The sequence below is a fragment of the Chryseobacterium vrystaatense genome, assembly GCF_000737765.1.
Classification (GTDB): Bacteria; Bacteroidota; Bacteroidia; order Flavobacteriales; family Weeksellaceae; genus Chryseobacterium; species Chryseobacterium vrystaatense.
On sequence record NZ_JPRI01000002.1, the window covers coordinates 595,462 to 609,099 of the forward strand.

12 protein-coding genes are annotated in these 13,638 nt (G+C 35.8%); 8 read left to right on the top strand and 4 right to left on the bottom strand.

Annotation, left to right across the window (positions count from 1 at the left end):
- Positions 1–97 precede the first annotated feature (97 nt).
- From IW16_RS08315 to recG, 6 genes are all read left to right on the top strand, one after another.
- On the top strand, positions 98–1,753 hold the full coding sequence (locus tag IW16_RS08315) for a peptide MFS transporter (protein WP_034742088.1): 1,656 nt from the start codon (positions 98–100) through the stop codon (positions 1,751–1,753).
- Positions 1,754–1,885: 132 nt separating this feature from the next.
- The gene (locus IW16_RS08320; RefSeq protein WP_034742091.1) at positions 1,886–3,640 is read left to right on the top strand and encodes a peptide MFS transporter; all 1,755 of its coding nucleotides are present in this window, start codon (positions 1,886–1,888) and stop codon (positions 3,638–3,640) included.
- A 57-nt stretch (positions 3,641–3,697) separates the two neighbouring features.
- Positions 3,698–4,096, top strand: coding sequence for a hypothetical protein (locus IW16_RS08325; RefSeq protein ID WP_131327863.1), 399 nt, complete (start codon positions 3,698–3,700; stop codon positions 4,094–4,096).
- Positions 4,097–4,118: 22 nt separating this feature from the next.
- Positions 4,119–5,594 carry a peptide MFS transporter gene (locus tag IW16_RS08330; protein ID WP_034742099.1) on the top strand — a complete coding sequence of 492 codons (1,476 nt, stop codon included), beginning with the start codon at positions 4,119–4,121 and terminating at the stop codon, positions 5,592–5,594.
- A 41-nt stretch (positions 5,595–5,635) separates the two neighbouring features.
- Positions 5,636–6,169 (top strand): thioredoxin family protein, encoded by a 534-nt coding sequence (locus IW16_RS08335; RefSeq protein ID WP_034742102.1) that lies wholly within the window; start codon positions 5,636–5,638, stop codon positions 6,167–6,169.
- 119 nt (positions 6,170–6,288) lie between these two features.
- Positions 6,289–8,373 carry an ATP-dependent DNA helicase RecG gene (gene recG, locus IW16_RS08340; protein ID WP_034742105.1) on the top strand — a complete coding sequence of 695 codons (2,085 nt, stop codon included), beginning with the start codon at positions 6,289–6,291 and terminating at the stop codon, positions 8,371–8,373.
- Between the two features lie 599 nt (positions 8,374–8,972).
- Here recG and IW16_RS08345 read toward each other — a convergent pair.
- The 4 genes from IW16_RS08345 to dapA form a co-directional block, all read right to left on the bottom strand.
- The gene (locus IW16_RS08345; protein ID WP_034742107.1) at positions 8,973–9,419 is read right to left on the bottom strand and encodes a response regulator; all 447 of its coding nucleotides are present in this window, start codon (positions 9,417–9,419) and stop codon (positions 8,973–8,975) included.
- Positions 9,412–9,993, bottom strand: a complete 582-nt coding sequence (locus tag IW16_RS08350; RefSeq protein WP_034742110.1) for a helix-turn-helix domain-containing protein — start codon at positions 9,991–9,993, stop codon at positions 9,412–9,414. The genes IW16_RS08345 and IW16_RS08350 overlap by 8 nt, the downstream gene beginning before the upstream one ends.
- A gap of 293 nt (positions 9,994–10,286) precedes the next feature.
- The gene (locus tag IW16_RS08355) at positions 10,287–10,790 is read right to left on the bottom strand and encodes a GNAT family N-acetyltransferase (RefSeq protein WP_034742113.1); all 504 of its coding nucleotides are present in this window, start codon (positions 10,788–10,790) and stop codon (positions 10,287–10,289) included.
- 158 nt (positions 10,791–10,948) lie between these two features.
- The gene (gene dapA / locus IW16_RS08360; RefSeq protein ID WP_034742115.1) at positions 10,949–11,821 is read right to left on the bottom strand and encodes a 4-hydroxy-tetrahydrodipicolinate synthase; all 873 of its coding nucleotides are present in this window, start codon (positions 11,819–11,821) and stop codon (positions 10,949–10,951) included.
- A 107-nt stretch (positions 11,822–11,928) separates the two neighbouring features.
- Between dapA and IW16_RS08365 the strand changes: the two genes are divergently transcribed.
- Entirely contained in the window at positions 11,929–12,687 is a 759-nt protein-coding gene (locus IW16_RS08365; RefSeq protein WP_034742117.1) for a 5'-nucleotidase C-terminal domain-containing protein, read from the top strand.
- Positions 12,687–13,637 carry a bifunctional metallophosphatase/5'-nucleotidase gene (locus IW16_RS08370; RefSeq protein ID WP_034742119.1) on the top strand — a complete coding sequence of 317 codons (951 nt, stop codon included), beginning with the start codon at positions 12,687–12,689 and terminating at the stop codon, positions 13,635–13,637. The genes IW16_RS08365 and IW16_RS08370 overlap by 1 nt, the downstream gene beginning before the upstream one ends.
- The last annotated feature ends 1 nt before the right edge of the window (position 13,638 follow it).

A 13,638-nucleotide genomic window follows, 5' to 3' on the forward strand; every position in this document is an offset into this window, starting at 1 on the left:
GGATTTTTATTTATTTCATTAATCGTTTAGGGATGTATTATTTATTTTATCAATTGAAATTAAAAACTTATTTTTGGGAAATTTGAAATTTGATTATATGAAGACTAAACATCCTAAAGGCCTGCCCTTTCTCTTTTTCACAGAAATGTGGGAGCGTTTCGGGTACTATCTGATTCTTGGAATCTTTGTCCTGTATGTTATTGAACCTACAGGAATGAAAGGCGGACTTGGACTTCCGGATAAAACAGCTGATGATATTTTCGGAACATACATCGCTTTGACCTATTTAACTCCCTTCCTTGGAGGATTTTTGGCTGACAGGGTCTTAGGATATATCAAATCTATCTATCTGGGCGGAATTCTAATGGCCGCAGGATATATAGGAATGGGGGTTTTCAAAGAGCTTCCCCTTTTTTATGGTTCTTTAGCATTGATTATTATTGGAAATGGTTTCTTTAAACCTACTATTTCAACACTGCTAGGAAACCTTTATTCTGAAGAACCTTATAAGGCAAACAAAGACTCTGGATATAATATTTTCTATATGGGAATCAATATCGGAGCCTTTATCTGTAATATTATTGCAGCCTTCATGCGTAACAAATTCGGATGGGGTGAAGCTTTCATTACTGCAGGGGTAGGAATGCTTGTAGGGCTGGTGATTTTTACAATAGGAAGAAAACACTATATCCATGCTGCACAGATGAAACCTGTACAGGAAGGAGATACCAAGCTTTCTGAAATATTAATGAAAGTTTTTGTTCCTGCTATTGCCATTGGGGCTATAGGATGGTTTATTCCCGGAAATATTTTTGGAAGTGACAGTACAGATGCTTTTATTTTTGCCTGCTTACCCGTAATCTATTTTTATGCTTCGCTTTACTTTAAAGCTAAACCTGAAGAAAAACCTTCTATTGGAGCGCTGCTTTCGGTATTTCTGATCAGTATGTTCTTCTGGGCAGTTTTCAAACAGAATGGTACAGCTCTTACAAGATGGGCCAACTACTATACGGACCGAAGCGTTCCCGCTTCCCTGGAAAAGCCGCTTGAAGACATTTATATGGTAGAGGGGAAAAGCTATGACGATAAAGAAGTTCCCGTCTATGATAACCAATTTCAGTCTCAAAAAGATAAAGATGGAAAAAGTATTAAAGAAACAGGAAAAGACATCTATTTCAAAAATATCACTCCCGAACAACGTGCAGCTTTAGAAAAAAATCCTGAATCTAAAGTGTATTTATATAATACGGAATTATTCCAGTCGATCAATCCATTCTGGGTCATTGCCCTTACTCCGCTGGTGGTAGGTTTCTGGGCGTTATTAAGAAGAAAAGGAAAAGAACCTTTAACACCAACAAAAATTGTCCTGGGATTATTTATTTCTGCATTATCCTGTCTTGTCATGGTGCTCGCGGTCATGGCCGGAGAGAACGGAGCGGTAAAAGTTTCTCCTTTATGGCTTGTTGCCGGTTATGGAGTAATTACTGTTGGAGAACTATGTCTTTCTCCTATGGGACTTTCTTTTGTTTCGAAGCTTTCACCGGCTAGAATTACAGCTTTAATGATGGGAGGTTTCTTCCTTGCGAATTCAGTAGGAAATAAACTTTCGGGAATTCTTGCCAGTACATGGTACAACTATGACAACAAAATGAATTACTTCCTTGTTAACTTTGCTTTGTTAATATTTGCGACACTTTTAGGTCTTTCTATGTTAAAAAGATTAAACAAAATCATGAAGGAAAAAGGGCACTAATCCCTAATTATCATAAAGAATATCAAGCTGCAGAATCACTCTGCAGCTTTTTTATTTAAATATAAAATTAAAACCTTGCCAAAAACTCAAAAAAAACTATATTTGTCAGTCTTAACAAAAATTAACAATAGAATGGATAATATTGAAGCATTAAGTCCGAAACCGGATGAATTTGTAGAGAATAAGAATTCAAGGCATCCAAAGGGATTGTGGGTTCTTTTCGGAACAGAAATGTGGGAGCGTTTCAACTTTTATGGGATGAGAGCATTATTGACGCTCTTTATGGTAAATTCCTTATTAATAAAAGAAGCTGATGCGGCAATCATTTACGGTGGATTTTTAGCTTTATGTTATTTAACGCCTCTTTTAGGAGGATTTATTGCAGATAAATATATCGGAAACAGAAATGCCATCTTAATTGGTGGGTCTTTAATGGCTATTGGTCAGTTTCTATTATTTATCAGTGCCTCAACTTTCTCTGCCGATCTGGGCAGTTCAAAAATGATCATGTGGCTCGCTTTATTCGTTATCATTTTCGGTAATGGATTTTTCAAGCCTAATATTTCCTCAATGGTGGGAAGTCTTTATCCTAAACAGGAGAAATCTAAACTAGACTCTGCGTTCACCATTTTCTATATGGGGATCAACATTGGAGCATTCCTGGGACAGTTCATCTGTCCATATGTAGGGGATGTAAAAGATGCAGCTACAGGAGTAAGAGATATTTTTGCATTCAAATGGGGATTCTTAGCCGCTTCAATTGCAATGGTAATTGGAACCGTAACATTCTTTATCCTTAAAAATAAGTATGTAGTTAATCCGGAAGGAAGACCTATTGGTGGATTGCCGAAGAATAATACAAGTGAAGATTTTGAAGAAGGTGAAACGCAAACTGCGAAATTCTCAGGATTATCTTTGGGTATCACCGGCGTTTTATTTGTTATTTTGTTCTTCGCTTTCAGATATCTGCTGGTAGGAGAATTAGGGTTTAAAGCTGTAGAAATGGGGCAGATGATTAAAGGAATTATTTATCCTTTCATTTATGCAGCCGGTATTTCCTTAGCTTTCCTTATCATGAGTTCTGCAGAAAATAAGATTGAAAGACAGAGAATCTGGGTAATTTATATCGTATCTTTCTTTATCATATTCTTCTGGGCAGCTTTCGAGCAGGCAGGATCTTCACTAACATTTATCGCGGATAACCAGACGGACAGAAGCATCTTCGGATGGAATATGCCTCCTTCAATGGTTCAGATCTTCAATGGTATTTTCGTAGTTCTGTTAGCAGTTCCATTCAGTTTAACATGGGATAAATTAAGAGCAAAAGGCAGAGAACCCGTGTCTCCTTTCAAACAGGCAATGGGATTAGCATTGATTGCTCTTTCTTACTTCATTATCGCACACAACGTAAAAGATCTTGGAAATTCAGGATTGCTAGCCATCAAATGGTTAATGCTTCTATATTTCATCCAGACTTGCGGTGAACTTTGTTTATCTCCAATTGGTCTTTCATTAGTAGGTAAACTTGCTCCAAAGAGATTTGCGTCCTTATTATATGGTGTATTCTTTATTTCTAATGCGGCAGGTTACGCTTTAGCAGGTTCATTGGGAGCGCTTATCCCGGCTACTGGTGATAAATTCACCAAAGCAAAGGAGATCGGTGTCAATCTTCAGGATGTTTTAGATAAAAAAGTAACATTAACGACTGAGCAGGCAGCAGCATTTGAGAAAGCTCAGTTGCCATTACACAATCCTACATTTGCAGGATTTGAGATTCATAACTTATTCGAATTCTTTATGGTATTCGTAGTACTTTGTGGTATCGCAGCAGTAATTTTGGCGTTCCTTTCTCCAATCTTAAAGAAAATGATGCACGGTGTAAAATAACCGTTCAATAAAATACAACAAAACCTCTGCTAAGTCAGAGGTTTTTTTTATTTTCGTATGATGGAAATTTCCGAAGATCTTTTATTTCAATCCGTAAAGGAAATTATTACACCGACGCATGCGAAAGTGTTTCGGATAGAGGATTTTACTCTATTGCTCAATTACATCAGCGAAGCCATTCAGAATAGCTGGAATTACCGGGATCTGAAAAGACAAATCAATTCACTTGCCTACGAAAGAGTTCCGGAACATAGGGAACCTCCAGTAGAGAATATCCACAGTATCTTAAAATGCTCGTCTGTTTTTGAGTTTTCAGACTTACTGCCTGATCAAAAAAAACAATATCTTCTCAAGCCAATACCTTCTCTACCTTCCAAAAGAAGAAGAATGAAAAGAAATACAGACCAGGGTAGAATCCATTTCGAACTGGTTCAAAACAATAATAAACAACCCTAATTAAAATCAATCATATACGATTATGAGCTTAACTCTAGAAGAAATACAAAATTTTAAAGGAAAATATCCTAAGCAGCTTTGGACGCTGTTTACGGTAGAGATGTGGGAGCGTTTCTGTTTTTATGGAATGCGGGGCGTACTTACCATTTTTATGGTCGACCAGCTGGGTCTGTTAGAAGACAAAGCGAACTTACAATATGGTGCTATACAAGCCTTTATATATGCTTTCACATTTATTGGCGGAATTTTTGCCGATAAAATTCTCGGATTCAAAAAGTCTTTGGTTTTTGGAGGACTTATTATGACTGTCGGAAACCTTATCATTGCTTTTTCTCCGCATGACTTCTTTTACTTCGGGATTACCTGCTCTATTATTGGGACGGGTTTTTTCAAACCTAATATTTCTTCAATGGTAGGAGAACTGTACAAGGAGGATGACCCGAGAAGAGATGCCGGGTATGGACTCTTTTATGCTGGAATCAATATTGGCGGACTTTTAGGAGGAGCTCTTTGTGTATATCTTGGAAAATATCACTCATGGTCTTGGTGCTTCCTGGCGGCAGCTGTTGTTATGCTTCTGGGCTTAGTAACTTTTTTTGCAACAAAAAAATCGTTGGGACCTATCGGAGATTCTCCGCTACAGGTACTTCCGCAATCTAAAAGAACCCTGAGAGAGGTATTGGTATATATTGGCGCTTTGCTAAGTATGCCTCTTATTTTTATCATGGTAAAAAATACGGATTATACAGATTATTTCATGTATCTAATAGGTATTGCAGCGGTAGGTTATTTCATAGTTGAAACATTGAAACAAACATCTCCTTATCAGAAGAAACTTGTAGCTGCGTTTATATTTATTTTCATGTACTTTCTGTTCAACTCTATTTATGAGCAAAGTGGAGGATCTTTATCTTTATTCGCTAAAGACAATTTGGTTCACAACCTGTTAGGCTTTGGGATGGATCCCAATATCATTAACAACAGTGCCAATTCACTCTTTATCATTCTTTTCAGCCCGCTTATCGGTTTAGCGTGGATTGCCTTAAACAAGAGGAAGCTTGAACCCAATACAATCAATAAGTTTGGAATTGGATTCTTATTTCTGGCCGGAGGATTCTTCTTATTTTACAGTTTAAGATATTTCGCTGGTGCAGACGGGAAATCTTCACTTAATTTATTTACTTTCACATGGTTGGTCATCACTTTCGGTGAATTATGTTTAGGACCTATCGGAATGTCTATCATTACTAAATTATCTCCTAAGAAAATGTTTGGGATGATGATGGGCTTATGGTTTTTAGCCAGTGCTTTTGGACAGTTTGCTGCAGGAAAAATCGGTGCCAGTTTCTCTGAAGCAAATACAGGAAATACAAACATGACTAAACTCATCGCTTATACTGATGGATACAAAACTCTGGGAATCTATGCATTAATTGCTGGTGTGGTATTAATTTTGATGTCATCATTCGTCAGAAAATTAATGCAGGATGTAAAATAAAGTAAGCAAGATTATGCTTATTTTTACATAAATATCAAATTATGAAGAAAATTATAAGCATAATACTTCTACTTATAGTAAATTTTAGCTTTGCGCAGGTAAAGTGGATGACTATTGAAGAAGCTTTAAAAGCTCAGAAAGAAAATCCAAAAAAAATTCTGTTAGATTTTTATGCGGACTGGTGCGGTCCATGCAAGATCATGGACAAAAAAACATACGGTCATGCAGTGATTGCTCAGATTTTAAATGATAATTACTATCCTGTAAAGTTTAATGCTGAAGAAAAGAAATCTATTGACGTTTTTGGAAGAACATTTTCTAATGATAATACAGAATCTAAAAAAGGAAAAAACTCTTTACACGAATTCACCCAATATATGAATGTGGGTGCAGTTCCCAGTACTGTATTTCTTGATGAGAAAGGAGGCCCGATTACCATCCTTCAGGGAGAACTCTCCGCAAAAGAACTGGAACCCTATTTGGAGTTTATCTCAAAAGACCTCTTCAAAAAAATCCGTACGAGGGAGCAATGGGAAGATTATCAGAAAAAATTCAAATCTAAAATCAAAGATTAAAACCATACAGCGGCTTTCAAAAATTGGAAGCCGCTTTTTTTAATCTTACCGGCCAATATTTTCGATAAAAAATTTTAATCTTAAGCCTATTTTCCCGAAATTAGGGCTCATTTTTAAAAATGACTTTAGAAACCTCCATAGAATATGTAAAAGGAATAGGTCCTGACAGAGCCAAACTTATCAAAAGTGTACTGGGGCTTTCTACCGTTGATGACCTTTTGAATTTTTATCCTATCCGCTATCTGGATAAAAGTAAAATATATAAAGTTTCTCAGCTTGAGGAAAGTGGTATTGAGATACAGCTTAAAGGCAGAATCACGCAGGTGCAGGAAATCCAAACCGGAAAAACAAAAAGGCTGTCGGCAAAATTCAATGATGACACCGGGACAATGGATCTGGTATGGTTCCAGTATTCAAAATGGCTGAAAGAGCAGCTGCCGATCAACCGTGAAGTATATATTTTCGGAAAGATCAATGCTTTTAACCGCCAGTTTTCTATGCCTCATCCGGAAATAGAAGTAGAGGAAAAAAAAGAAGGCGAAAACCGATTAAAGCCTATCTATCCCAGCTCTGAAAAGCTTACTAAAAGAGGATTGAATCAGAGATTTTTTCAGGTTGTCTTAAGGAATATCTGCAAAGAGATCCCTAATCTCGTTGAAGAAAACTTCCCTGACTATCTAATAAAAGCATTTAAATTTTTATCAAGGCAGCATACTTTTTTAAACATCCATTTTCCAAAGGATATGGAGCATTTTGAAAAAGCAGATAACAGACTGAAGTTTGAAGAGTCTTTCTTTTTTCAGCTGGGATATGCCCTGAAAAAACTTCACCACAAAACACATTCACCGGGAAACCCATTTCCCGTTGTAGGTGATCATTTCAATAATTTTTATAATCACCATATTCCCTTTGATCTTACTAACGCCCAAAAAAGGGTTTTAAAAGAAATTCGTCTGGATATGAAAAGACCGGTTCAGATGAACAGGCTTCTTCAGGGCGATGTGGGATCCGGAAAAACGATGGTCGCCCTACTGACCATGCTGATTGCTATGGATAACGGTTTTCAGAGCTGTATGATGGCTCCTACTGAAATTCTAGCACAGCAGCACTATAATGGGATCAAAGAACTTTTAGAGGCAACCGATATCAATGTACGTCTCCTGACAGGTTCTACAAAAACCTCAGAAAGAAAAGTCATTCATGAGGAACTTGAAAACGGAACACTTTCTATATTGGTAGGGACTCATGCCGTTTTGGAAGATAAGGTAAAATTTAAAAACCTGGGTCTGGCCATCATCGATGAACAACATCGGTTTGGGGTGGCACAGCGGGCGAAATTATGGGCGAAAAATAAAATTCCACCACATATCCTGGTGATGACAGCAACCCCTATTCCAAGGACACTGGCCATGAGCTTTTATTCTGATTTGGATGTTTCTGTAATTGATGAAATGCCGGTAGGAAGAAAGCCGATTATAACAGCTCACAGACGAGAGAAAGACAGAACTTATGTGTATAATTTCTGCAGGGATGAGATTAAAAAAGGAAGACAGGTTTATTTTGTGTATCCTTTGATCGAAGAATCTGAAACTTTGGATTATAAAAACCTTATGGAAGGTCTTGATCATGTCATGGATGCATTCTCAGATTACAATACTACGATGCTTCACGGAAAAATGAAACCTGCAGAAAAGGATGCTGCCATGAACTACTTTGCTTCGGGAAAAGCAGAAATTATGGTAGCGACCACAGTAATTGAAGTGGGAGTCAATGTTCCCAATGCTTCTGTAATGGTGATTGAAAGTTCTGAAAGGTTTGGTCTGTCTCAACTTCACCAGTTAAGGGGCCGGGTGGGCCGAGGTGCAGAGCAGAGTTACTGTATACTGATGACTTCCGATAAATTATCTAAAGAGAGCAGAACCCGTATCAAAACAATGACAGAAACCAACGACGGATTTAAAATTTCTGAAGTGGATATGCAGCTCAGAGGTCCCGGAGATATTTTGGGAACACAGCAGAGCGGTGTAGTAGATTTCAAAAGATTAGATCTGGTGAACGATTCCGCTATTATCAAAACAACAAAAAATACGGTTGATAAAATCCTTGAAACAGATCCGCTTCTGGCCAATCCAGACAATCTGATCATCAAAAACTACTATCTGAAGTACTACAAGGGAAAGAATAAATGGAGCAAAATTTCATAAAAAAACCGCGAAAAGAAATCTTTTCGCGGCCCCCTTATAAAACTGTTATTTAGAAGAAATTACTTTTGGTCTGTTAAATAAATTTATTTTAATAGCAAGAACTAATATCTTGTGATTTGGTGTGAAAATATTTATATATTATTTGAATTTTCAGTTCTAACTATTAAAATAAATTTAAAAAACAAAATGAATTATTTTTCCAACTTGCTTATTATAAAAACTAACTGTTTCAAGTTGAAGGAAGTGGGAATGAAACGAATAAATACCCTTCAACTATCTCAAGTTTTCATGATTGTACCGTTTTGTTTAAAGATCTTCTATGCTTTATAGCTGGAAATAACATAATTCATTTTGTTAAAACTAACATTGTGACTTATATCTTGATTTCTAAATGAAATAATCTATTCTCTGTCATCCATTGCTTTTTTATATAGCTAATTTGTGTTGCAATGTTTACGTTTACAAAATTGCTGATATTCTTTTGATTCCTCCTTATATTATTTTAATTATTAGTTATACAATTTTCACCTTATTGTGAATAGTATGCATCAAATACCAATTTTAACACTAAAAATAAAAACTAAAAAAGCCTCTATTTATCATACTTTCATGATAAAACTATCTTTATTGAGTCCTGATGTATGATACTGCCAGTTTATAGTAATAATTTCAGTAACTGCTTTTTTTAAGCCTTCATAAGTATCAGGTTTTTTCATAAAAACATTGGCTCCGTTTACAAAGATCTCTTCTACTTCACTTTCCGAAATCTGGTCGGTATAAACCGTAATTACGATGTCTCTGAATTTCGGATCTGTTTTGATTTCTTCAAGGCATTCCATCATTTTTTTTCCAGGAATATCATATTTGATAAAAACCATTTCCGGAATAATTGCTCCGCAGCTGTTCAGATAGCCCATAAGATCTTCACCATTAGAGAAGCACTGCGACTTTACCCCTATTTTTAAACCTTTGAAAATATTTTTAAAGAATATGATATTACCCTCGTCGTCATCTGCCGTTATTATATTTAAATATTCTTTATTCATACAACATTTCTGAATTTACAGTCATACTTTGCACCTTTCTCCTTTTTGCAATGATCTTCTGAAATTGGGATGGTGTGATCCCTGTTGTATTTTTGAATTGAGTACTCAAATGTGCTACACTGGAATAATTCAACTTATGGGCAATTTCCGTAAGGCTCTGTTTATTATTTAAGATCAACTCCTTGGCATACTCAATTTTCTGAAGGATAATAAAATTTTCTATAGAGGTATAGGCAACTTCCGAAAAAAGATTGGAAAGATATCCATAACTGTGATTCAGTTTTTCAGCAATATATATGGATGCCTTTACAGGAACAGCATTTTCAGAAAAAACCAGTTCTACGATAGCATCTTTAATTTTCTGTACCAAAGCTGTCTTCTGACTTTCAATAATCTCTATGCCATAATCTTTAAGATTCTTCTTAAACAGATTATGCTGCTCCTGAGTAATGGGTTCATAGAATTCCACTTCTCCGAAGTTCAGTAGACGGTATTTTAGCCCGTGCTCTTTTAGTTTCTCATCCAACACTTTCTTACAGAGAGCATTGAAATCAAATTTTACATACATTTTCATCCTGTTATAAGTGTGTCAAATTTCGAAGTAAATATAATAATTTATTTCATTTAAAAGTGAAATAGATGTGAATATTTTTAACATAATGTATAAAAACAAAAAACTCCTGCATATGAATACAGGAATTTAAACACTAAGGATGAAAAAAATATACTGATAAAAAGCTGCTATAGCTCAAAACCAAGCATATGAATGTATTATTGAAAGTGATTTGGTTCTGATACAAAGATGAACCAAAAAGAAACATCACATGTTATAGAATTAAAATTAAATGTTACACAATTTTAAGTCAATTATTTGTGAATTAAGAATTCCATAAGGTAGTCATCCATAACATATCCCCGCCCAATATCAAAAATTCCTTCACCATAAACCTCGTATCCCTGGGATTCATAGAAGTTTCTTGCTGCATTATATTTATTGACATTCAGGATTATTCTGTGATCTCCGTTTTCAGATACTTTATCGTTCAGGAATTGCAGGGCAATTTTTCCAAAACCTTTGCCTTTGCTTTCAGGAACAAGATAAATACGGTGAAGTTTAGTCGTTTTCTCTTCATAATGATGCTGATAGCCTATAAAACCTTCATAAGAACCCGTGTTTTCATCCTGGATCATATAATAATGATAATCCGGATTCTGCAGATGATTTCCAATCTCAGTTTCTGAATACATTTCTGACAGCATATATTCCATCTGTTCTTCGGAAAGAATATCTGCGTAAGCATTTTCCCAGGATCTTCTCGCCAGATCCTGTATAAGAGGAATGTCTTTTTCTGTTGCTTCTAGTAATTTCATAATTTTTATGATTAAAAAAAGTGAAAAGCCGGAACTTTTCACTTCATTATTTCAATTGTAATGGTTAACGGTCAAGTGTAAATGATTCATTAAGATTCAGAAATTGACTCTTCACTTGCTAAACAAAATTTACAATTCCCGTTTTACCGATTGACTTTTTAGATTTTCGCCATTTCAGCTTTGATTTTTGCATAAAGCCCTTCTGAAGCAGGAACTAAAGGTAGTCTCAAATAATTTTTAATAATTCCTTTTTCTGTCAGGATTACTTTAATACCGCATGGATTTCCTTCTGCAAAAATCAGTCTTGTGATCTCTACTAATTTATTGTGGATTTCATAAGCTTCTTTCACTTTTCCATCGAAAGCAAGTTGAACCATGGTGGAAAACTCTTTTGGATAGCCCTGGCCAATGACAGAAATTACCCCGTTTCCACCTGCTAAAGTTACAGGAAGTGTATATTCATCATCTCCCGAAACTAGTGAAAATTCTTCAGGCTTTTTTCTTAAAATATCGAAATACTGAAGAATATTCGGAGCTGCTTCTTTAATCATGAATAAATTCGGGAATTCATTTGCTAAACGGATCGTCGTATCTGCATCAACATTCTGTCCTGTTCTTGATGGAACATTATAAATAATGATATTTTTACCTGTAGAAGCCAACGCTTTATAATGTTGGTAAAGTCCTTCCTGGTTAGGTTTATTGTAGTATGGAGACACAGAAAGTACGGCTTCAAATGCAGAAAGATCTGCCTCTTCAATCTGTTTCTTGACTTCAAGAGTATTATTACCGCCAATTCCTAAAACCAAAGGAAGACGTTTATTATTAACCTTAATGATATGCTCAATCACCTGTTTCTTCTCCTCCTCTGAAAGCGTTGCCGCCTCTGCTGTAGTTCCCAAAACAACTAAATAATTGGTTCCGTTTTCGATATTATACTCAACAAGTTTTGTTAAACTGTCGAAATCAACGGATAAATCTTCATTAAAGGGCGTCACCAACGCAACACCTACTCCTTTTAAAATGCTCATCTGTTAGAATTATTTTTGTCAAATTTAATAATTTACGATAAGAATTTATAATAAATAATAATGTTTTATTATACATATAATTATATTTGCATATACTAAAAGATATTATGAAAAATAAATTCTTGTTACTAGGAATTGCTCTGGCTTCTCTTACTGCCTGCAAGACAGCTTCTACGCTGCAGCTGGCGGATGTGAAGCCCCAGAAAAACATTTCTATTAATAATGAGCTAAAAAATGATGAGGAGTTTGTAAAAGTTATTGAACCTTATAAGCAGAAACTGGACAAGGAGATGAATCAGAAGATCTCTCACACCAGCTTAGATCTTACCAAACAGGGTGATAACAGCAATCTGGGTAATCTTTTGGCTGACTATACTTTTGAAGGCGCTGATGCCTGGGCAAAAAAGAATCTTCAGAAAAACGTAGATGCTGCTCTGATCAATATTGGCGGAATCCGTACCACGATCGGTAAAGGAGATGTGCTTCTGAAAAATGTTTTTGAAGTTATGCCTTTCGAAAATGAAGTCATCATTGTAAAAATGAAAGGATCAGATCTTCAGGGACTTTTCGATTATTATGCAAAAACACAGGTAAACAATCCTGTTTCTAATTTATATATTGAAACCAATAACGGACAGCTTACCCAATCTCAGATCAATGGAAAGCCTGTAGATCCTTCAAAGGATTATTACATTGCTACTTCAGATTATCTGGCGCTGGGAGGCGACAATATGAAATTTTTCTCCAAAGGAGAATCAATTTCCACAGGAATCAGATTAAGAGATCTTTTCATTGAATATTTCAGGAAGAATTCTGAGGTGGTTCCCAATACAGATGTTCGTTTAAATTTTATCGGTAAGAAGTAATGGATAGAAAAAGTTTTTTAAAAGTAATAGGCGGAGGATCTTTAGCAGCAGCTTTAGCTCCCAATATGATGATGGCAGAAGAATTGAAATTCAATCCTTTTAAATCTGCAAATAAACTGACCATTCTTCATACCAACGATCAGCACAGCAGAATCGAGCCATTCGATGAAAGCTATACCAAGAATCCCAATCAGGGAGGTTTTGCACGAAGAGCCAGCCTGATACAGCAGATCAGAAATCAGGAAAGCAATGTTCTTCTTTTGGACTCAGGAGATATTTTTCAGGGAACTCCTTATTTTAATTTCTTCGGAGGTGAGCTGGAATTCAAACTGATGTCTATGATGAAGTATGACGCTTCTACGATGGGAAACCATGATTTTGATAACAGCCTTGATGGTTTCCTAAAAGTGCTTCCCAATGCGAAGTTCCCTTTTATCTGTTCAAACTATGATTTTAAAAATACAGTTCTGGACGGAAAAACTTCACAATACAAGATCTTTAATAAAAACGGAATAAAAGTAGGTATTTTCGGAGTAGGTATACAGCTTGACGGTCTTGTAGGCAAAAAGCAATATGGAGAAACCGTATATTCTGACCCTGTAGATGTAGCGCAGCATTATTCCAATTTTCTAAAAAATGAACAAAAATGTGATCTTGTAATCTGCCTTTCGCATATTGGCTATGATTATAAAGATGAACCTAATAAAATAAGCGACAAAATTCTGGCTGCCAAAACAGAGAATATTGATATCATCTTAGGGGGACACACTCATACTTTTTTACCTGAACCACAAACACTTACCAACAGACAAGGTAAAAATGTTCTGGTAAATCAGGTGGGATGGGCAGGTCTTCTTCTTGGCAGAATAGATTTTTACTTTGATTCAAATAAAAACGTAAAGCATATTTCCTGGAACAATCAGGCAATAGACAGCAGCATAACCGTATAAT

What these genes read in the sequence shown, in the direction of transcription:
- IW16_RS08345 (WP_034742107.1), bottom strand. Translation starts at nt 9,419, where the DNA reads ATGAATAAAGAATATTTAAATATAATAACGGCAGATGACGACGAGGGT.
- IW16_RS08350 (WP_034742110.1), bottom strand. Translation starts at nt 9,993, where the DNA reads ATGAAAATGTATGTAAAATTTGATTTCAATGCTCTCTGTAAGAAAGTG.
- IW16_RS08335 (WP_034742102.1), top strand. Translation starts at nt 5,636, where the DNA reads ATGAAGAAAATTATAAGCATAATACTTCTACTTATAGTAAATTTTAGC.
- IW16_RS08355 (WP_034742113.1), bottom strand. Translation starts at nt 10,790, where the DNA reads ATGAAATTACTAGAAGCAACAGAAAAAGACATTCCTCTTATACAGGAT.
- IW16_RS08365 (WP_034742117.1), top strand. Translation starts at nt 11,929, where the DNA reads ATGAAAAATAAATTCTTGTTACTAGGAATTGCTCTGGCTTCTCTTACT.
- dapA (WP_034742115.1), bottom strand. Translation starts at nt 11,821, where the DNA reads ATGAGCATTTTAAAAGGAGTAGGTGTTGCGTTGGTGACGCCCTTTAAT.
- IW16_RS08370 (WP_034742119.1), top strand. Translation starts at nt 12,687, where the DNA reads ATGGATAGAAAAAGTTTTTTAAAAGTAATAGGCGGAGGATCTTTAGCA.
- recG (WP_034742105.1), top strand. Translation starts at nt 6,289, where the DNA reads ATGACTTTAGAAACCTCCATAGAATATGTAAAAGGAATAGGTCCTGAC.
- IW16_RS08325 (WP_131327863.1), top strand. Translation starts at nt 3,698, where the DNA reads ATGATGGAAATTTCCGAAGATCTTTTATTTCAATCCGTAAAGGAAATT.
- IW16_RS08315 (WP_034742088.1), top strand. Translation starts at nt 98, where the DNA reads ATGAAGACTAAACATCCTAAAGGCCTGCCCTTTCTCTTTTTCACAGAA.
- IW16_RS08320 (WP_034742091.1), top strand. Translation starts at nt 1,886, where the DNA reads ATGGATAATATTGAAGCATTAAGTCCGAAACCGGATGAATTTGTAGAG.
- IW16_RS08330 (WP_034742099.1), top strand. Translation starts at nt 4,119, where the DNA reads ATGAGCTTAACTCTAGAAGAAATACAAAATTTTAAAGGAAAATATCCT.